Genomic DNA, 19475 nt, shown 5'->3' on the forward strand with positions numbered 1-19475 from the left:
CGATGATCTCGCACAGCTGGTCGCTCGTCCATGGGCGCCGCATGGGTCCCACCCTGTTCAGTAGCCCCTCCAGCACTGGTTGAGGCGAACGGGTCCTGCGCCGGTTGACGACGGTCCGGACTAGATCGTGTGGCCGCCGTTGACCGAGATGCGCTGCCCGGTGATGAAGCCGCCCGCGTCGGAGGCCAGGTGGGCCACCGTCGCGGCGACGTCGTCGGGCGTGCCCATCCGCCGCAGCGGCACGTCGGCGACGTAGGAGTCCGTGCTGATGCCGGCGTGGCGCTCGACCGGGATCCACCCGGGCTGGACGAGGTTGACGGTGACGCCCTCAGGCCCCAGCTCCTTCGCCCACACCCGGGTGAGCCCGACCTGGGCGTTCTTGGCAGCGACGTACGCCGACATGCCGGGCGTGGCCCGGTCCGCCATGTCGGAGCCGATCAGGACGACCCGCCCGCCGCCGGCCGACCGCATGGTCGGCAGCGCGGCCTGCACGAGCAGGGTGGGGCTCTTGACGAAGAACTCCAGCTGGTCGAGGTGCGCGCGCCAGGACAGCTCGTCCACGCCGACCTCCGGCTGGGGACCGGTGGCGTTGGCGACGACCGCGGTCACCGGGCCGAGAGTCGTGGAGACCTGGGCGAAGAGGTCGGCGACCCCGTCCTCGTCGACGACGTCGGCCCCGAACGCCTCGGCGACGCCGCCGGCACTCCTGATCCGCTCGACGACGGCCTCGGCACCATCGCGGCCGCGCAGGTAGTTGACCGCGACGGGCCGACCGGCGGCCGCGAGCCGGACGGCGATGGCCGCGCCGAGCCCGCGCGACGCGCCGGTGACGACCGCGACCCCCGCGGCGGCACCCGGCTCAGACGGTGTCACGACGCACCAGCTCCGGCACGAAGACGACGCGACGCGGGGCGCCACGTCCGCCCTGGTCGATCGCCTCGACCAGGAGCCGGACCGCCTCGGTGACCATCTGGCCGATCGGGTTGCGCAGCGTGGTGAGGGGCGGCTCGGTGCGCTCGGCGACGCCGAGGTCGTCGTAGCCGACGATCGCGACGTCGTCGGGGACCCGGATGCCGCGAGCCCCGAGCTCGCGCATCGCACCGAGTGCCATCAGGTCGGACGCGGCGAAGATCCCGTCGATGTCGCCGTCGGCGTCGAGCAGCTCGGCGCAGGCCCTGGTCCCGCTGTGCTCGGTGAAGTCGCCGTGGGCGACCAGGCTGCTGTCCAGCCCCGCCGCCTCCAGCTCCTGGCGCCAGCCCACGAGCCGGTCGTGACCGGCGCGCATGTCGCGCGGTCCGGCGATCGTGGCGATCCTGCGCCGACCGCTCTCGACCAGGACCCTCACGGCCTGGGCCGCGGCACCGGCGTTGTCGCTGTCGACGACGGGGACCCGCTCGGCGCCGATCCACGGGGCGCCGATGAACACGCACGGCAGCCCGAGGTCGGAGAGGTGCTCGGCGAGGCGGTCGTCGCGGTGGTGCGAGGCGACGATGGCGCCGTCGACGTAGCGCCCGCGCAGGTAGAGCAGCATGCGGTCCTCGTCGCCCGGCTGGGCGAGCAGGAGCACGAGCTGCAGGTCGCGCTCGCGCAGCGAACGGGCCACGGCGTGCAGCATCCGCGCGAAGAACGGGTCGGAGAAGACGCGCTCGTCCGACTCGGGCAGGATCACCGCGACGGAGCCGGTCCGCTGCATGACGAGGGAGCGGGCGGCACCGTTCGGCGTGTAGCCGAGCTCTCGTGCGGCGTCGACGACCGCGGCCTGCGCCTTGGCGCTCACCTTGGACCTGCCGTTGAGCGCACGCGACGCCGTCGCCTTGCTGACCCCTGCCAGCCTGGCCACCTCGTCCAGCGTGGACGCGTGCCCGTTCACCACCACCTGGGTCACGCTACTGGCAGGCCGTTCGCCACGGCCACCTCCGCAAACCACCGCGCGCTGTCCTTGGGCGTGCGCACCTGGGTGTCGTAGTCGACGTGGACGATGCCGAAGCGGTGGGCGTAGCCGTAGCTCCACTCGAAGTTGTCCATCAGCGACCACACGAAGTAGCCGCGCACGTCGACGCCGGCGTCCATCGCGTCCCGCACCGCGTGCAGGTGCTGCTCGATGAACTGCTGGCGGCCGGTGTCGTGGATCGCGCCGTCCTCCACCACGTCGTCGGCCATCGCGCCGTTCTCGGTGATGTAGATCGGCGGCGCGCCGTAGGCGTCCCTGAGCCGGACGAGCAGGCGCGTCAGTGCGTCCGCGTCGATCTCCCAGTCGCGGTCGGTGGTCGGCCGGCCGGTCCGCGGGAACACGAAGCCACCCCCGGGGTACGGCGACTCGCGCGGGCGCGTTGAGTGCTGGATCCGGCTCCCGAGGAGCTCGCCCGGCTCGGCGTCGTACGGCAGCGCCGCGGGGAGGTCGGGGTGGTAGAAGTTCACGCCGAGGAAGTCGGTCGGCGCACTGATCAGCTCGAGGTCGCCGTCGAGGACGAAGTCCTCCCAGCGCTTGCCCTCGAAGAGCATGCCCACGGTGTCGCGGGACAGGTCGTCGGCGTACTTCCCGAGGAACAGCGGGTCGAGGAAAACCCGGTTGTGGAAGCCGTCGAGCCGCCGCGCCGCCTCGACGTCGTCCTCGCGGGTCGGGTCGAAGGGGTCGGCCACGGTCGGGTTGAGCGTGATGCCCACGGCCTTCCCGTTCTCGGGGGTGCCACCGCGACGACGGAACTCGTCGACGAACAGTCCGTGGCCGAGGAGCAGGTGATGAGCAGCGACGACCCCGGCGACGCCCTCGCTGCGTCCGGGGGCGTGGCCCCCGCTGGTGTAGCCCATGAACGCCGAGCACCACGGCTCGTTGTGGGTCGTCCAGCTGTCGACACGGTCGCCGAGCACGTCGTGCACGGCCATCGCGTAGTCGAGGAACCGGTGGGCGGTGTCGCGGTTGGTCCAGCCGCCCTCGTCCTCCAGCGCTTGTGGGAGGTCCCAGTGGTAGAGGGTCAGCCACGGCGTGATGCCGGCCTCGAGCAGCTCGTCGGTGAGCCTGCTGTAGAAGTCCAGCCCGGCGGCGTTCACCGGCCCACCGTCAGGGCACACGCGCGGCCAGGCGACGGAGAAGCGGTACGAGCCGAGGCCGAGCTCCTTCATCATGGCGACGTCCTGCGGCATCCGGTCGTAGTGCTCGCACGCGACGTCGCCGGTGTCGCCACCGAGGATCGCGCCGGGCACCCGCGAGAAGGTGTCCCAGATGGACGGCGCACGCCCGTCAACCGTCACCGCACCCTCGATCTGGTAGCTCGCCGCAGCGGCCCCCCAGAGGAAGTCGGACGGAAAGGATCGGATGGTCGTCATCCCTTGACGGCTCCTTGCATGATGCCGGCCACGAGCTGGCGGCCGGTCGCGATGAACAGAAGTAGCAGCGGGATCGTCGCGAGCAGGGTGCCGGCCTGCAGCAGCGCGATGTCGGCGATGCCGCCCGCTGGCGCGATCTTGAGCTGGTCGAGCGCGGTCTGGAGGGTCTGGACGTCGGAGCCCTGCAGGATCAGCAGCGGCCACATGAACTCGGTCCAGGTCTGCATGAAGGTGAACAGCGCGAGGATCGCCATGGCCGGTCGCGCAGCGGGCACCGCGACCGTCCAGAACGTGCGCAGCTGCGAGCAGCCGTCGACGCGGGCCGCCTCGATGAGCTCGTCGGGGATCGCGTCGAGGAGGTACTGGCGCATGAAGAAGACCCCGAACGCCGTGACGAGGAAGGGCAGGACCACGGCGGTGCGGGTCCCCGTGAGCTCGAGGTTGCTGAAGGTCTTGAGCAGGGGCACGAACGCCAGCTGGGTGGGCACCGCCATCGTGGCGACGACGAACGCCATGGCCAGGTTGCTCCCGCGGAACCGGAGCTTGGCGAAGGAGTAGCCCGCGAGCGTGGAGAAGAACACGACGGACGCCGCCGAGATCCCCGAGATCAGCACCGAGTTCGCGAGCGCCGACCAGAAGTCGATCTGGTCGAAGACGCGACGGGCGTTGTCGAGGAAGTAGCCGCCGGGGTAGAGCGGCAACGGGCTCTGGATCGCGCGCTCCTTGGTCACCGAGCCGATGACGAAGGACCAGTAGAGCGGGAACGTCGAGCCCAGCACGAAGGCCGACAGCAGGCCGTAGACGAGGAACCCGGGACGTCGGCTCACCGCTCCCCCCTCCTCTGCACCTGACGGGTGATGGCGTAGTTGAGCAGCGCGATGCCGATGATGATGAGGACGATGATCCAGGTCGCCGCAGCCGCGCGCGGGTAGGGATCCGTGCCGCTGTTGGAGGTGTTGAAGACGTACATCGTCAGCGTCTGGTACTGGTAGTTCGCCCCGCCCTGGAACTGCAGGTTGGTGTCGAAGAGCCGCGGCTCGGTGAAGATCTGCATCCCCCCGATGGTGGCGGTGATGATGACGAAGAGCATCGTCGGCCGGATCGACGGCAGGGTGACGTGGAAGAACTGCTGCACGCGACCGGCGCCGTCGATCGCCGCTGCCTCGTAGAGCTGGCGCGGGATCGCCTGGAGCGCGGCGAGGATGATCAGGGTGTTGTAGCCGGTCCAGCGGTAGTTGACCATCGTCGCGATGGCCGTCCAGCTGGCGAACCGGTCGGAGTGCCAGGCCACGCCCGACAGTCCGACGGCGCGCAGCACCTCGTTGGCCAGGCCGGTCTTGTCGGCGAAGATGCTGCCGAAGATGAGCGCGGCCGCGGCCGGCGCGACGACGAACGGGAGCAGCACGCTCATCCGCCACCAGGTGCGCCCGCGCAACGGGGTGTCGAGCATGGCGGCCACGACCGTGGCGACGACCACCTGCGGCACCGCGGAGAGCACGAAGATGCCGATGGTGTTCCAGAAGGCCTTGTGGAACACCGGGTCGGCCAGCACGTGGCCGTAGTTGGCGAACCCGACGCCCTCGCCGTGGGTCAGCCCGTAGCGGGGCCAGGAGAAGAAGGAGAGGTAGCCCGAGTAGACCATCGGGTAGACGCCGATGACGAGGAAGAGCGCGAAGAACGGCACGACGTAGAGGTAGGGCGAGAAGCGGAAGTCCCAGTGGGAGAGCTTCTGCCGCCACGTCAGCCCGGGAGGTGGGACCGGCGAGCCCGTCGCCGGGGAGGTCTCGAGGACCTCCCCGGCGGGGGCGTCGGTGCGGGTCACGGACATGGTCAGGACAGGCCGTCGACGGCCTGGGTGAAGGTCTCCCAGGACTCGTCCGGCGAGGCGCCCTCGTCGACGCGCTGGATCGCGGTCTGGAAGAGGCCGAGGATGTCGGAGTACATGTCGCCCTTGTAGGGACGGCCCGGCTCCACCGCGGCGGCGCGGTCGGCGAGGATCACCGCGGTCGGAGCGTCGTTGAAGTAGGGGTCGGTGGCGTTCTCGGCGGCGAGGCTCTCCTGCGCCTCGACGTTGGCGGGGTAGTTGCCGGCGGCCTCGAAGGCCGCGAGCTCCTGGTCGGCGTCGGTGAGCCAGCTGGCGAACTCCTGGGCCTCCTCCTGGTGCTCCGACATGGCAGGCACGGCGAGGTAGGAGCCTCCCCAGTTGCCGCCGCCGCCCGGGAACGCGTTGGCGATGTCCCAACCCTTCACCTCGGGCGCGTTGGACTTGATGTTGGAGAACATCCAGCCCGGGCACGGCATCGTGGCGAAGCCGTCGTTGGTGAAGTTGGCGGTCCAGTCCTCCTTCCACTGCACGACCCGCGGCGAGAGCGTCGTGGAGTAGCCGGTGACGGTGTCCCAGACCAGCTCGAGCTCGGCGTTCTCCACGTCGATCGTGTTGTCGGCCGTCTGGAACGGGAACTCGGCCTGGTTCAACATCGCCTGGGCGATCGAGCCGCTGGAGTCGTACCACTTGGTCTCGGGCAGCGCTGCAGTGAGCTCCTCGCCGGCGGCGAAGTAGGAGTCCCACGTCTCGAAGATCGCCTCGACCTCCTCGCGGTCCGAGGGCAGCCCGGCCTTCTCGAACAGGTCGGCGCGGTAGCAGAAGGCCTCCGGGCCGGCGTCGGTCGGATAGCCGACCTGCTTGCCGTCCGCGGTCTGTCCGGCCTGGTAGGCGTACTCGACCCAGCGGTCGTCGAGCGAGGGGTCCGAGATGTCGGCGAACTGGTCGGAGGCGCCCTCGGAGAGGAACTGCGGCATCGCGTCGCCCTCGACGGCGACGATGTCGGTGAGGCCGTCACCGGCCTGCAGCTTCTGGGTCAGCGTCTGCTTCCACGGGTCCCAGTCGGCGATCTTGGTCATCTCGACCGAGAAGGGCCGGTCGGGGTCGGCGTTCCACTCCTCGATCAGCGCGTCGTAGCCGAAGTCGCTGAACGTGGTGATGGTGAGGACGTCGTCCTTGCCGAGCGAGGCCTGGCTGGCCTCGGAGTCGCCGCCGCAGGCGGCGGTCGTGCCGGCCACGAGTGCCAGGGCGGCACCGACGGCGGCCTTTCGTCGAGTGGTGGAGTGGCGCATGGTCTGGTGCTCCTCGCGATCGAACCGATGGTGGAATCGATTCCACCGCTTCTGTCCCGGAACTATGACCGGCGTCACAGGATACGTCAAGCGGTGTCCGTGAATTCGATCGCCACCGCGCCCAGAATGCGGTGCAAACGGTTCCATTAATCCACGTCTCCGCCTACCATCGCTCCATGCCCGCGGGCCCCACCCGTCCATCCCAGTCCCGGAGGAAAGCCATCCGAGCCCAGCAGCTGACCGACGTCGTCACGCACCACGGGGAAGGCATCTGCTGGGACCCCGACATGTCCCGGCTCCGCCTCGTCGACGTCTTCGAGGGCGACCTGCTCACCCTCGACGGCGACCGCCTCGCCTCACGCCTCGACGTGGGTGCCGTCGTCGGCGCCTGGCGTCCCCGCGACGCGGGAGGCGTGGTGGTCGCGACGGACGACCGGTTCGTCCTGCTCGACCGTGCGGGCGCGGTCGAGTGGACCTCGCCCTCGCTCTTCGGGCCGGGTCGCCGGATGAACGACGGCGGGTGCGACCGGCAGGGCCGGTTCTACTGCGGGTCGATGAGCGTGGACGCCCTCCCCGGTCAGGGAACCCTCTGGCGCCTGGACCCGGACCGCACGGTCTCCCCGGCGATGACGGACCTGACGATCCCCAACGGGCTCGTCTGGTCCGAGGACGGGACCCGGGCCTTCCACGTGGACACGCCGCGGGGCACGGTCGACGTGCTGGAGCACGACGGCGAAACAGGCAGGCTGGCGCACCGGAGTCCGGTGGCGCGGGTGTCCGGTGGACACCCCGACGGGATGGCGCTGGATGCTCACGAGGGTCTCTGGGTCGCGATGTGGGGCGGCTCCGCCGTGCACCGCTACTCCCTAGACGGCCACCTCACGGCCGTGGTCGAGGTGGGCGCGGCCCAGGTGTCGTCCTGCGCCTTCGGCGGCCCGGGCGACACCCACCTCTACATCACGACGTCCCGACAGGGCCTCGGCGACTCCGAGGACCCCACGGCCGGTGCGGTCTTCTGCGTCGACGTGGACGTGGAGGGAGCGCCGGTCGCGACGTACGGCGCGTGAGCAGACGTCGCAGCGCGCGTCAGACGGTCTCGAACCGGATCCCGGCCGCCTGCAGCCGCGCGAGCAGTGCGTCGCCCATCGCCTGTGCCGGCGTCACCTGGCCCGAGGTCTCGGGATTGTCGTCGAGGGCCAGGCACAGCGCCGCCTCGGACAGCATCTTGGCCGTCTCGGTGTAGCCCGGGTCGCCGCCGGAGACGCGGGTGCGGACGGTCTGCCCACCGGCCTCGCCGACGAAGTCGACGGTGAACCACGACTTCTCGCGCTTCGAGGCGTCGGGGCCGGAGCCCTGCGGCACCTTGCCCTTGAGGAAGTCGCGCACCGGCTTCAGCTGCGCGGCCACCGTGAGCAGCCCGACGCCGGCCGCGCCGCCGGCGGCGTAGCGCAGCGTCTTCGTGCCGGCCCAGTGGGAGTAGCGGAACTTCGGACCGTACGCCGCCAGCGCGGCGCCGCTGCGCGCGACGACGATCGGGTCGATGGTCGGCAGCGGGAGCAGCCAGTAGCCGAGCACCGGGTCGCGGTGCGGCTTGCCGCTGACCGACCGTGACGACCGGCCCTCGGGACGGACCTCGGCGCGGCGGCGGGCGGCGTACGTCTTCTTCATCTGGGCGGCCCGGGCGAACTGGTCGAGCGCGGAGTGGAAGGTGCCGCCGGAGAAGGTGCCCGCCGAGCGGACCACGCCGCGCAGCGTGATCGGCTGGTCGGACGGCAGCTGCTGCACGGTGTAGTAGGCACCGAGGTCGTGCGGGATCGAGTCGAAGCCGCACGCGTGCACCAGCCGGGCGCCGGTGCGCACCGCGGTCTGGTGGTGGGCGAGGAAGGACTGGTCGACGAACTCGGGCTCGCCGGTGAGGTCGAGGTAGTCGGTGCCGGCCTCGGCGCACGCCGCGACGAGCGGACCGCCGTGCTGGAGGTAGGGGCCGATGGTGGTCGCGACGACGCGGGCCCGGCGGGCGACGTCGGCCAGCGCGGCGGGGTCGTTCGAGTCGGCGACCAGCACCTGCACGTCTGCCGCCCCCGGCCCGCTGAGCCGCTGGCGTACGGCCTCGAGCTTCTCGGCGTTGCGCCCGGCGATCGCCCAGCGCAGTCCGGCCGGGGCGTGCGCGGCGAGGTAGTCGGCGGTGAGCCCGCCGGTGAAGCCGGTGGCCCCGAAGAGCACGATGTCGAAGGGCCGGTCGAGGTGGCGGTCGCTCATCGCGCCATCGTGCCACGCGGAACCGTGGCCCCCGCGGGCCCGTCCCACGACCATGAGCCTGCGCCGGATCACCACCAGCATCGCCGCCGTCACCTGCCTCGGCGTCGCGGCCGGCGTGGGCTACGTCGTCGGCGACGCCCCCGCGCCCACCACCGCCCCGCCGATCGCGCTCGCCAACGCCGACCTGACCGCGGCCGGGAGCTGCGAGGAGCTGCTCGACTCCTACGTCGAGCGCGCTCTCGAGCAGGTCGGCCCCTACGGCTGGGGGTCCGGCATCATCGCCTTCGACTCCCTCGGCGGGTCCGACGCGAGCACAGGCAGCGAGTCCGCGGGCATCGAGCGGGCGGCCGGCGTGAGCACGTCGCGCAGCACGAGCAACGAGTCGGGCACCAACGTCCAGGAGGTCGGCGTCGACGAGTCCGACGTCGTGAAGGTCGCCGGGTCCCTGCTCCTGCGCCTGCGCGACGGGGAGCTGCTGGCCTACGACGTCTCCGGCGACGAGCCGACCCTGCTGTCCACCACCGCGCTGGACGACGCGCGCGGCACCGACTGGCCCGGAGGCCCCGGCGGGGAGCTCCTCCTGGTCGACGGCCGCGCCGTCGTGCTGGGCTCCTCGCCCGACGGCTTCGAGACGACGATCACCACGGTGGATCTCGCCGATCCGACCTCCCCCTCGGTCGTCGACGCCACCACGGTCCGCGGCCGGGTGTCCGCGGTCCGGCTGCACGGCGACGTGGTGCGCGTCGTGCTGGTCAACGGCCTGCCCGAGCTCGACTTCTCCTCCCCCGACGGCACCTTCGGCCAGATCCGCGCACGGCTGCGCAACCGGGCGCTGGTCCGCGACACGACGCTCGCCGACTGGCTGCCGACGGTCGACGGCGAGCCCGTCGTCGCCTGCGAGGACGTCGCGGTCCCCGACGACGACGTGCCGCTCGGCACCACGACCGTCATCGCCCTCGACCCCGCCTCCCCGACCGACCGCGCGTCGACGGCGGTCGCCACGGACTCCGACACCTCCTACTTCTCCACCGACCGCTTCTACCTCGCCGCCGGCTCGCCGGCGTGGGGCTGGGGCGACTGCTTCGACTGCCGCCCGGGTCCGGGGTCCGACGGCACCACGCCGATCTACGCCTTCGCGCTCGACGGGGCGGACACGACGTACGTCGCCTCCGGAGAGGTCGAGGGCACCATCGCGGACCGCTGGTCGATGGACGCCGTGGGCGGGTCGCTGCGGGTCGCGGTCGGCGCGAGCAGCGAGACCGGCAACTTCAGCTCCGTCATCACGCTGCGCGAGGACGGCTCAGACCTCGTCGAGGAGGGCCGCGTCGACGGCCTCGGCATCGACGAGGAGATCAAGTCGGTGCGGTGGTTCGACGACCTCGCGATCGTGGTGACCTTCCGCCAGACCGACCCGCTCTACGCCATCGACCTCAGCGACCCGACCGCACCGCGGCTGCTCGGCGAGCTGAAGATCCCCGGCTTCAGCGAGTACCTCCACCCGCTCGGCGAGCAGCGGCTCATCGGCGTCGGGCAGGACGCCTCGCTCGACGGCGTGACCCGCGGCGCGCAGGCGGCGCTCTTCGACGTCACCGACCTGACCGCGCCGCGCCAGCTCGACGTGGTCCGCTACCCGAAGCAGAGCCAGGCCGGTGCCGGCCTCGACCCGCGCCAGTTCACCTGGCTGCCCGAGCAGCGCATCGCGCTGACCGTCGTCTCGCAGGGCTGGACCGGCACCACCGGCTGGGTCTCGGTGCTGTCGCTCGACGGCGGGTCGATGAGCAACCGGATGGTCGAGGTCGAGCACGGCAGCGACGTGGCCGACGTACGCCTGGTGCCGCTGGAGTCGGGCCGGGTGGTGCTGGTGACGGGCGAGGACGTGAGCTTCTTCGAGGTCTGAGACCGCAGTCGGCGACGTACGCTCGGTCGCATGTGCCGCAACATCCGCCCCCTCAACAACTTCGAGCCGCCCGCCACGCGCGACGAGGTCACCGCCGCCGCGCTGCAGTACGTCCGCAAGGTGGCCGGCACGACGAAGCCGTCGCAGGCCAACGAGGAGGCGTTCTACGCCGCGGTGAAGGAGATCGCGCACATCACCGAGCACCTGCTCGACGACCTGGTCACCACCGCGCCGCCGAAGAACCGCGAGGCCGAGGCCGAGAAGGCCCGCGCCCGGGCCCGGGTGAGGTACGGCGCGTGAGCCTGGTGGCCACCGAGCAGTCCGCGCTCGACCTGCTCGCGACCCGACCGCTGGTCGTGCTCACCGGCGCCGGACTGTCCACCGACTCAGGCATCCCCGACTACCGCGGTCCCGGCTCGACGGCGCGGGCACCGATGACCTACCAGGAGTTCGTGGCCGCGCCCGAGGCGCGGCAGCGCTACTGGGCGCGCAGCCACCTCGGCTGGCAGCGGATGGGACGCGCGCTGCCCAACGACGGCCACCTCGCGGTCGCTGCTCTCGATCCTTCACTCCTCATCACCCAGAACGTCGACGGCCTGCACGAGGCCGCCGGCACCCGACAGGTGGTGGCGCTGCACGGCCGCGTCGCCGACGTCGTGTGCCTCGACTGCCGTACGACGTCGTCGCGCGCAGAGATGGCGCAGCGCCTCGACGAGCTCAACCCCGGCTGGCTCGAGCGGCACGGCTGGGTCGAGTCGCGCCCCGACGGCGACGTCGACCTCGACGACACCGACGACTTCGTGGTGCCGGCGTGCGCGTGCGGCGGCCCGCTCAAGCCGCACGTGGTGTTCTTCGGCGAGAACGTCCCGGCCGAGCGGGTGGCCCGCTGCTACGCCGCCGTCGAGTCGCTCGGCACCGACGGGGCGCTCCTGGTCGCGGGCTCGTCCCTGACGGTGATGAGCGGCCTGCGGTTCGTCAAGCGCGCGGCTGCCGGGGGTACGCCGATCGTGATCGTCAACCGCGGACTGACCCGCGGCGACGAGCTGGCGACGTACAAGCTCGAGGTGGGGTGCAGCGAGTTCCTGACCGAGCTTGTCAGGCGCTCCCAGAGGTTGTCAGGCCTTGCAGAGGCCGACAACCTGGGGGATCCCCGGCCGACCGGGGATCCCGAAACCTCGGCCAGACCCTAGCGGCGCACGAAGATGTGCTCGGCCGCCTCGACCACCAGCTCGGCGGTCTCGCCGCCTGACCCGATGAGGATGCCCTCCTCGGTGCGGGCGATGGTGACGGTCTTGCCGGGCAGGGCGCCGACGCGGCGCAGCAGCCCCATCAGCTCCTCGTCCTTCTGCATCTCCTCGGAGATCCGCTTGACGTGGACCATCTGGTCCTCCGGCAGCGCGGCGGCCGAGAGCGGCTCGACGTTGTCCATGAAGTGCTCGCCGCTGACGTCGCCCAGCTCGTCGAGGCCGGGGATCGGGTTGCCGTAGGGCGACTCGGTCGGGTGGTCGAGCAGCTCGAGCAGGCGCCGCTCGACGGTCTCCGACATCACGTGCTCCCAGCGGCACGCCTCGGCGTGCACCAGCTCCCAGTCGAGGCCGATGACGTCGGTGAGCAGGCGCTCGGCGAGCCGGTGCTTGCGCATCACGCGGGTCGCGAGGAGCTGACCCTCCTCGGTGAGCTCGAGGTGGCGGTCGCCCTGCACGGTGAGCAGGCCGTCGCGCTCCATCCGCGCCACCGTCTGCGACACCGTCGGCCCGGACTGGTGCAGCCGCTCGGCGATGCGCGCGCGCAGCGGCACGATGTCCTCCTCCACGAGCTCGTAGATCGTGCGGAGGTACATCTCGGTGGTGTCGATCAGGTCACTCACGCAGGTCATTGTGTCCCATCCGGCAACTCCCACGTCCCACCCGGTCGTGGCACAGTGAGGCCGGTGAGCGAACTGATCGTGCCGCGACGCTTCTGCGGCCCGCCCGACTCCGGCAACGGTGGCTGGACCGCCGGCGCACTGGCCGCGCTGGACGACACCGACGCACCCGACGACCACGCCGGGCCCTGGCCGGTGATCGAGGTGTCCCTGCGGCGCCCGCCGCCCCTCGACACCCCGCTGCACGTCGCGGTCGAGGGTGCCGTGACCACCGCGTCGGTCGACGGAGCCCCGGTCGCCACGGCGAGCCGCGTGGACCGCGCGCTCACCGAGGTCGGGCCGGTCGCGCCGGACGTCGCCGCGGCCGCGGAGTCGACGTACCCCGGGCTGGCCTTCCACCCTTTCCCCACCTGTTTCGTGTGCGGCACCGCCCGCGAGGAGGGCGACGGCCTGCGGATCTTCCCCGGCCGCGTCGGAGCGGGCCCCGACGGCGACCTGACCGCCGCGACGTGGACCCCGCACCCGAGCCTCCACGAGGATTGGCACGCGTACGCCGACGAGGTGCCGCGCGCCTCGGTCGCCGCCACGTGGGCCGCGCTCGACTGCATCGGCGGCTGGGCCGGCGACCTCACCGAGCGGCTGATGGTGCTCGGGCGGATGACCGCACGGGTCGACGCGCTGCCGGTGATCGGCGAGGCGCACGTGGTGGTCGGCGAGGGACGGGGGCAGGACGGTCGCAAGACCTTCACCGCCGCGACCCTGTACGACGCCGACGGCCGGGTGGTGGCGAGCGCCGAGCACACGTGGATCGCGGTCGACCCGGCGATGTTCGGCGGCCGCACGCCGGCTTGACCGGCCCTCCCCCCGTGCTGAGAGGATGGTGCGCATGGCCGCTTTGAACGATCCAATCCCCGCCGGGCGCGATGACTGGTGGCGTCACGCCGTCATCTACCAGGTCTACGTGCGCAGCTTCGCCGACAGCGACGGCGATGGCGTCGGCGACCTGCCCGGCATCACCTCGCGCCTGCCGCACCTGGCCGAGCTGGGCGTGGACGCCCTCTGGATCACGCCGTTCTACACCTCCCCGCAGCACGACCACGGCTACGACGTCGCCGACTACCGCGACGTCGACCCGCTGTTCGGCCAGCTCTCCGACGCCGACGCCCTGATCGCGCGCGCCCACGAGCTCGGCCTGCGGGTCGTGGTCGACCTCGTGCCCAACCACACCTCAGACGAGCACGAGTGGTTCCGGGCGGCACTCGCCGCCGGGCCCGGCAGCCCGGGGCGCGCCCGCTACATGTTCCGCGACAGTCCCGACGGCCCGCCCAACAACTGGCAGTCCGTCTTCGGCGGCCCGGCATGGACCCAGGTCGACGACGGCCAGTGGTACCTCCACCTCTTCGACTCCACCCAGCCCGACCTCGACTGGCGCAACCCCGAGGTCCCCGCGATGTTCGAGGACGTGCTGCGGTTCTGGCTCGACCGCGGTGTCGACGGCTTCCGCGTGGACGTCGCCCACGGCCTCTTCAAGGAGGCCAGCCTGCGCGACCAGGTCGTCGGCGAGGGCGGCAGGGCGAGCTCCGGCCAGGTCAACACCGACCACTCGATGGTCTCGCGCGAGCTCAAGGACGAGCCGATGTGGGACCAGCCCGAGGTCCACGACGTCTACCGCGCCTGGCACCGGGTGCTCGACGAGGCCGGCCCGGACCGGATGGCCGTCGCCGAGGCCTGGACCCAGACGCCGGAGTCCATGGCGGCCTTCGTGCGCCCTGACGAGCTCGACCAGGCCTTCAACTTCGCGTGGCTGCTGGCGGACTGGTCGGCGGAGGGCTTCGCCGAGGTCATCACCAGCACGCTCGCGGCGGTCGAGCCGGTCGGCGCCTCGCCGACGTGGGTGCTCAGCAACCACGACGTCGTACGCCACGTCACCCGCTACGGCGGTGGCGAGCAGGGGCTGGCCCGCGGTCGCGCGGCCACGATGACGATGCTCGCGCTGCCCGGCTCCAGCTACCTCTACCAGGGCGAGGAGCTCGGCCTCGAGCAGGTCGACGTCGCCCCCGAGCACCGGCAGGACCCGTCCTACCTGCGCACCGGCGAGGTCGGTCGCGACGGCTGCCGGGTGCCGATCCCGTGGGGCGGCACCGAGGCGCCGTACGCCTTCGGCCCGGGCTCCGCGCAGCCGTGGATCCCGCAGCCGGCGGAGTGGGCGGAGCTCACCGTCGAGGCCCAGGCCTCCGACCCCGACTCGACTCTGGCGTTCTACCGCGACGCGCTCCGGGCGCGCCGCGAGTTCGCCTGGACGGCCGGCGACGACGTCGAGCTGGTCGACCTCGGCGCCGAGGTGCTGGCGTTCCGCCGCGGCCCGCTGACGGTGGTGCTCAACTGTGGCGACACCGCAGTCGAGCTCCCCGAGGGCGAGGTGCTGCTGGCCAGCGGTCCGGTCGACGACAAGCTGCCGCCGGACACGGCTGCCTGGTTGCGCTGACCGCCCGGGCCCGCGTCAGTCGTCGGACAGGGACTGGTTGTACGCCGAGAGCTGGGCCGCGAAGGACGACAGCTCCTCGTCGGTCCACTCGGCCAGGCGCCCGTCGAAGCGGTCGCGGCGGCTCCGGCTCATCGCGTCGAGCCGCTCGCGGCCGTCGTCGGTGGCGTCGAGCAGGATCGCCCGGCGGTCCTCGGGCGCCGGCTTGCGCTCGACGAGCCCGAGGTCGACCAGCGACTGCACCTGGCGGCTGACGCCGCCCTTGTCCATGCCGAAGGCGTCGGCGAGGTCCGCGCCCCGCAGCGGCCCGTGGGTCGCGAGGTGGGTGAGCATGAAGTAGGTCATCGGGTGGAGCTCGGGGTGCACCTCACGGGCGCGCTCCCCCATCACCCGCTTCACGCGGCGGATCAGCGTGCCGACCTCGGCCTCGATGCTGCGGAGGTCGTCGTTGCGGGTGCTCATGCGTCGAGCGATGCGTCGGCCACGAGCTCATCCTCGCGCTTCACCGAGGTGCGCAGGGGGACTTCGCGGATGAAGAGCACCGCGAACAGCGCGCCGACCGCGAAGGGCAGCGCGACGAGGAAGATGTGTCCGGTCGCGTCGCCGAAGGCGCTCTCGAAGATCGCTTGGACCGGCGCGGGCAGGTCCGACACGTCGGGGATGCCGCCGGTGTCGTGGCCGACCTGCGAGGCGAGCTCGGGGCGGTCGGCGACGAGCGCGGCGAGGCCGGCCTCCACCGCGTCGGCCACCTGGTGGGCGAGGACCGCGCCGAGCGCGGCGATGCCGACCGAGCCGCCGAGGGAGCGGAAGAACGCGACGACCGAGGAGCCGGCGCCCATGTCGGAGAGCGCGATGGTGTTCTGCACCGCGAGGACGAGGTTCTGCATGGTGGCGCCCAGGCCGAGGCCGAGGACGGCCATGTAGACGCCCGTCTGCCACAGCGGGGTGCCGGCGTCGATGGTGGCGAGCAGGCCGATGCCGGCGATCACGGCGACCATGCCGCCGACCAGCCAGCGCTTCCACAGGCCGGTGGCGGTGATGATGCGTCCGCTGAGGATGCTCGAGACCAGCAGCCCGCCGACCATGCAGATCGACATCAAGCCGGCTCCGGTCGGGCTCATGTCCTTGGCGCGCTGGAAGTAGAGGCTGAGGTAGACCGTCGAGCCGAACATGGCGAGGCCGATCAGCACCGACGCGATCGTGGCCAGCGTGAGCGTACGGTCCTGGAAGAGCCGCAGCGGGATGACCGGGTCCTTGGCGACGTTGGCCTCGACGTGGATGGCCGCGGCGATGACGGCGACGGAGCCGACCACCAGGACTCCGCTGGTCCACGACACCCAGTCGAAGTTCTGGCCGCCGAGGGAGACCCAGACGAGCAGGACCGAGACGCCGCCGACCAGCAGGAAGGCGCCCAGGTAGTCGATGGACACCTCGCGCTTGACCACCGGGAGGCGCAGCGTCTTCTGCAGCACGACGAAGGCGAGCGCCGCGACCGGTAGGCCGGCGAAGAAGCACCAGCGCCAGCCGACGGTGTCGACCAAGACGCCACCGACTAGCGGGCCGGAGACCGTGGCAAGGGCGAAGACCGCACCGATGTAGCCGCTGTAGCGACCACGCTCGCGCGGCGAGACCATCGTTGCGATGACGACCTGCACGAGCGCGGTGAGGCCGCCGACGCCGAGGCCCTGCACCACGCGGGCACCGATCAGCACCTCCATCGACGGCGCGAAGCCGGCGATCAGCGAGCCGATCGAGAAGATCACCAGCGCCGACTGCACCAGCAGCTTCTTGTCGAACAGGTCGGCGAACTTGCCCCAGATCGGCGTCGTGGCGGTCATCGCGAGCATGGTCGCCACGACCACCCAGGTGTAGCCGGTCTGGCTGCCCTGCAGGTCGTCGACGATGGTCGGCAGCGCGTTGCTGACGATCGTGCTGGAGAGCATCGCGACGAACATCGCGAGGAGGAGCCCGCTCAGGGCCTCGAGCACCTGCCGGTGCGTCATCTCCCCGCTCTGCTCGGCGGGGACGGTGGGAGCCTGGGTCACTGCACGCCTTCGATTCGTGGTTGCCGATCGCAATAGTTGTTGACCACAACCGTATGCGCGGAGGCGTACGTCGCCAACCCGGGCGGGCCGAGACGTGGGCCACACCGTCGTCGTACCGCTGCGGACGCAAGCCTCCATATCGAAGCTGGAGCCTCACCCGCGAAGCTTCGGGGTGGAGGCTCGAGATTCCCCGGGTACCCGGGGATCGCAACGGCGGGCGAGGGGCCCCCGGAAGTGCAGCGACCCGCAGGCCTGCTGCTCCGTGAGGAGCCCCGGCGGATGACACCGGGAGCCTGCGGGTCGGGTGGCTGCAGTGGATTCGCCGGCAGCTGTCGGCGGACCGGGCTGCCTTAGCGGGCAGCCACCTCACTCATCCGAAAAGAACTCATTCCTCGGACCACCTCCCTTCTGTGTGACTCGAGCGTACGTCGGCGCGCGGGGTCGCTCAACGGGTTAAGCCGGGGTCCTGCACCGACTCCTCGGCCGGTGCCTCGAACTGCGAGCGGTAGAGGCGGGCGTAGGCTCCGCCGGCCGCGAGCAGCTCCTCGTGCGAGCCCTGCTCGACGATCGAGCCGGCCTCCATCACCAGGATCAGGTCGGCGTCGCGGATCGTGGAGAGCCGGTGCGCGATCACGAAGGACGTACGGTCCGAGCGCAGCGCCGCCATCGCGTGCTGCAGCAGCAGCTCGGTGCGGGTGTCGACCGAGGAGGTGGCCTCGTCGAGGATCAGCAGCGCCGGGTCGGAGAGGAAGGCCCGCGCGATGGTGACCAGCTGGCGCTCACCGGCCGACAGGTTGGAGCCGTCCTCGTCGATGACCGTGTCGTAGCCGTCGGGCAGCGAGTGCACGAAGCGGTCGACGAAGGTCGCGCGCGCGGCCTCGAGGACCTGCTCCTCGCTGGCGTCGGGGCGGCCGTAGGCGATGTTGTCGCGGATGGTGCCGGCGAAGAGCCAGGTGTCCTGCAGCACCATGCCGATCCTCCCTCGGAGGACCCCCCGCGGCACCGATGCGATGTCCACGCCGTCGATGAGGATCCGCCCCGACTGCGGGTCGTAGAAGCGCATGACCAGGTTGACCATGGTCGTCTTGCCGGCGCCGGTGGGACCGACGATCGCGACGGTGCTGCCGGGCCGGGCCACGAGCGACAGGCCCTCGATGAGCGGCCGGTGGGGGTCGTAGGAGAACGACACGTCCTCGAAGCGGACCTCGCCGTGCGCGTCGGCGGCGAGCGCCGGACGACCCTGCTCCTCGACGGACTCCTCGGGTGCGTCGAGCAGCTCGAAGACCCGCTCGGCCGATGCGACGCCGGACTGCAGCAGGTTGAGCATGGAGGCGACCTGCGTCAGCGGCTGGGTGAACTGGCGGGAGTACTGGATGAAGGCCTGCACGTCGCCGAGCGACATGGTGCCGCTCGCGACGCGCAGCCCGCCGAGGACCGCGATGACGACGTAGTTGAGGTTCCCGACGAACATCATGATCGGCATGATCAGCCCGCTGACGAACTGGGCGCCGTAGGAGGCCTGGTAGAGCTCGTCGTTCTGCTCCGCGAAGACCCGCTCGGCCTCGCCCTGGCGCCCGAAGACCTTGACGATCGCGTGGCCGGAGAAGGTCTCCTCGATGTGCGCGTTGAGCGTGCCCGTGCGGCGCCACTGCTGGATGAACATTCCCTGCGAGCGCTTCATCACCGCACCGGTGACCCACATCGAGATCGGCACCGACACCAGCGCGACCGTCGCCAGCAGCGGCGAGATCCAGAACATCATCCCGAGCACCGCGACCACGGTGAGCAGCGAGGTGAGCATCTGGCTCAGCGTCTGCTGCAGCGTCTGGCTGATGTTGTCGATGTCGTTGGTGACGCGGCTCAGCAGCTCACCGCGCGGCTGCTTGTCGAAGTAGCCCAGCGGCAGCCGGTGGACCTTGTCCTCGACCTCCGAGCGCATCCGCAGCACGGTGCCCTGCACGACGTCGTTGAGGAGGTAGCCGCCCAGCCAGGCCAGCAGGGAGGCGGCGACGTAGACCGCGACGACGAGCAGCAGCACGTCGGCCACGGCCGAGAAGTCGACGCCGTCGGTGAGCGTCATCGACGCGAGCATGTCGGCCCGGTCGTCCTCGCCCTGCTCCCGCAGCGCCTCGACCGCCTGCTCCTGGGTGGTGTCACCGCTCAGCACGTCCCTGCCGAGCAGTCCGGCGAAGATCAGGTCGGTGGCGCGGCCCAGGATCCACGGCCCGACGGCCGTGGCGACGACGCTGACGACCGTCAGCACGAGCACGGCGTACGCCTTGCGGCGCTCCGGGTGCAGCCGGGCGAGCAGCCGCTTCAGCGAGGGCCAGAACGTGTCGGCCTTCTGCCCGATCATCCCCCCGCCCATCGGACCGCGGCCGGGACCGCCGGGTCCGGCCTGGACCCGCTCGGTCTCCTTCATCTGGCCGTGAAGGACAGGCTCCTCCACGGTCTCGGGGTCCCCGCGGCGTTGTTCGGAGGAGCGAAGCG

17 protein-coding genes are annotated in these 19475 nt (G+C 71.4%); 6 read left to right on the forward strand and 11 right to left on the reverse strand.

Annotated elements, in window-relative coordinates; genetic code table 11:
* Positions 1-120: 120 nt before the first annotated feature.
* From CFI00_RS20315 to CFI00_RS20340, 6 genes are read right to left on the reverse strand one after another with little or no spacing between them, the layout of a single operon-like run.
* Entirely contained in the window at positions 121-873 is a 753-nt protein-coding gene (locus tag CFI00_RS20315) for an SDR family oxidoreductase (protein WP_207082778.1), read from the reverse strand.
* Entirely contained in the window at positions 860-1876 is a 1017-nt protein-coding gene (locus CFI00_RS20320; protein WP_242532529.1) for a LacI family DNA-binding transcriptional regulator, read from the reverse strand. Before CFI00_RS20320 ends, CFI00_RS20315 begins: the two co-directional genes overlap by 14 nt.
* A gap of 5 nt (positions 1877-1881) precedes the next feature.
* Positions 1882-3324 carry a GH1 family beta-glucosidase gene (locus tag CFI00_RS20325; RefSeq protein ID WP_207082779.1) on the reverse strand — a complete coding sequence of 481 codons (1443 nt, stop codon included), beginning with the start codon at positions 3322-3324 and terminating at the stop codon, positions 1882-1884.
* Positions 3321-4151: a carbohydrate ABC transporter permease gene (locus CFI00_RS20330; protein WP_242532530.1), complete on the reverse strand. Its 831-nt coding sequence runs from the start codon at positions 4149-4151 to the stop codon at positions 3321-3323. The genes CFI00_RS20325 and CFI00_RS20330 overlap by 4 nt, the downstream gene beginning before the upstream one ends.
* On the reverse strand, positions 4148-5146 hold the full coding sequence (locus CFI00_RS20335; protein ID WP_242532531.1) for a sugar ABC transporter permease: 999 nt from the start codon (positions 5144-5146) through the stop codon (positions 4148-4150). The genes CFI00_RS20330 and CFI00_RS20335 overlap by 4 nt, the downstream gene beginning before the upstream one ends.
* A gap of 8 nt (positions 5147-5154) precedes the next feature.
* Complete coding sequence (locus CFI00_RS20340) at positions 5155-6438, reverse strand: extracellular solute-binding protein (RefSeq protein WP_207082781.1); 1284 nt, start codon at positions 6436-6438, stop codon at positions 5155-5157.
* Positions 6439-6614: 176 nt separating this feature from the next.
* Here CFI00_RS20340 and CFI00_RS20345 point away from each other — a divergent pair, with 176 nt between their 5' ends.
* A complete protein-coding gene (locus CFI00_RS20345; protein WP_207082782.1) occupies positions 6615-7505 on the forward strand; it encodes an SMP-30/gluconolactonase/LRE family protein in 891 nt (296 codons plus the stop codon).
* Positions 7506-7524: 19 nt separating this feature from the next.
* On the opposite strand, the gene CFI00_RS20350 is transcribed toward CFI00_RS20345, so the two are convergent.
* Entirely contained in the window at positions 7525-8697 is a 1173-nt protein-coding gene (locus tag CFI00_RS20350) for a saccharopine dehydrogenase NADP-binding domain-containing protein (RefSeq protein WP_207082783.1), read from the reverse strand.
* Between the two features lie 52 nt (positions 8698-8749).
* On the opposite strand from CFI00_RS20350, the gene CFI00_RS20355 reads away from it, so the two are divergent.
* From CFI00_RS20355 to CFI00_RS20365, 3 genes are read left to right on the forward strand one after another with little or no spacing between them, the layout of a single operon-like run.
* Positions 8750-10594 (forward strand): beta-propeller domain-containing protein, encoded by a 1845-nt coding sequence (locus CFI00_RS20355; RefSeq protein ID WP_207082784.1) that lies wholly within the window; start codon positions 8750-8752, stop codon positions 10592-10594.
* Between the two features lie 30 nt (positions 10595-10624).
* Positions 10625-10894: a DUF2277 domain-containing protein gene (locus tag CFI00_RS20360; protein WP_207082785.1), complete on the forward strand. Its 270-nt coding sequence runs from the start codon at positions 10625-10627 to the stop codon at positions 10892-10894.
* The gene (locus CFI00_RS20365) at positions 10891-11784 is read left to right on the forward strand and encodes a Sir2 family NAD-dependent protein deacetylase (RefSeq protein WP_207082786.1); all 894 of its coding nucleotides are present in this window, start codon (positions 10891-10893) and stop codon (positions 11782-11784) included. Before CFI00_RS20360 ends, CFI00_RS20365 begins: the two co-directional genes overlap by 4 nt.
* Here CFI00_RS20365 and CFI00_RS20370 read toward each other — a convergent pair.
* Positions 11781-12461, reverse strand: a complete 681-nt coding sequence (locus CFI00_RS20370; protein WP_207082787.1) for a metal-dependent transcriptional regulator — start codon at positions 12459-12461, stop codon at positions 11781-11783. The two genes, CFI00_RS20365 and CFI00_RS20370, sit on opposite strands and share 4 nt — an antisense overlap.
* Positions 12462-12524: 63 nt before the next feature.
* Here CFI00_RS20370 and CFI00_RS20375 point away from each other — a divergent pair, with 63 nt between their 5' ends.
* A complete protein-coding gene (locus CFI00_RS20375) occupies positions 12525-13310 on the forward strand; it encodes a hypothetical protein (RefSeq protein ID WP_207082788.1) in 786 nt (261 codons plus the stop codon).
* 34 nt (positions 13311-13344) lie between these two features.
* On the forward strand, positions 13345-14943 hold the full coding sequence (locus CFI00_RS20380; protein WP_207082789.1) for a glycoside hydrolase family 13 protein: 1599 nt from the start codon (positions 13345-13347) through the stop codon (positions 14941-14943).
* Positions 14944-14958: 15 nt separating this feature from the next.
* Here CFI00_RS20380 and CFI00_RS20385 read toward each other — a convergent pair whose 3' ends face one another.
* The 3 genes from CFI00_RS20385 to CFI00_RS20395 form a co-directional block, all read right to left on the reverse strand.
* Positions 14959-15402: a MarR family transcriptional regulator gene (locus CFI00_RS20385; RefSeq protein ID WP_207082790.1), complete on the reverse strand. Its 444-nt coding sequence runs from the start codon at positions 15400-15402 to the stop codon at positions 14959-14961.
* Positions 15399-16985, reverse strand: coding sequence for an MDR family MFS transporter (locus CFI00_RS20390; RefSeq protein ID WP_347401887.1), 1587 nt, complete (start codon positions 16983-16985; stop codon positions 15399-15401). Before CFI00_RS20390 ends, CFI00_RS20385 begins: the two co-directional genes overlap by 4 nt.
* A gap of 445 nt (positions 16986-17430) precedes the next feature.
* Positions 17431-19353, reverse strand: a complete 1923-nt coding sequence (locus CFI00_RS20395; protein ID WP_207085645.1) for an ABC transporter ATP-binding protein — start codon at positions 19351-19353, stop codon at positions 17431-17433.
* Positions 19354-19475: the final 122 nt, after the last annotated feature.

Origin of the sequence: Nocardioides sp. S5, assembly GCF_017310035.1 — a bacterium.
Taxonomy (GTDB): domain Bacteria; phylum Actinomycetota; class Actinomycetes; order Propionibacteriales; family Nocardioidaceae; genus Nocardioides.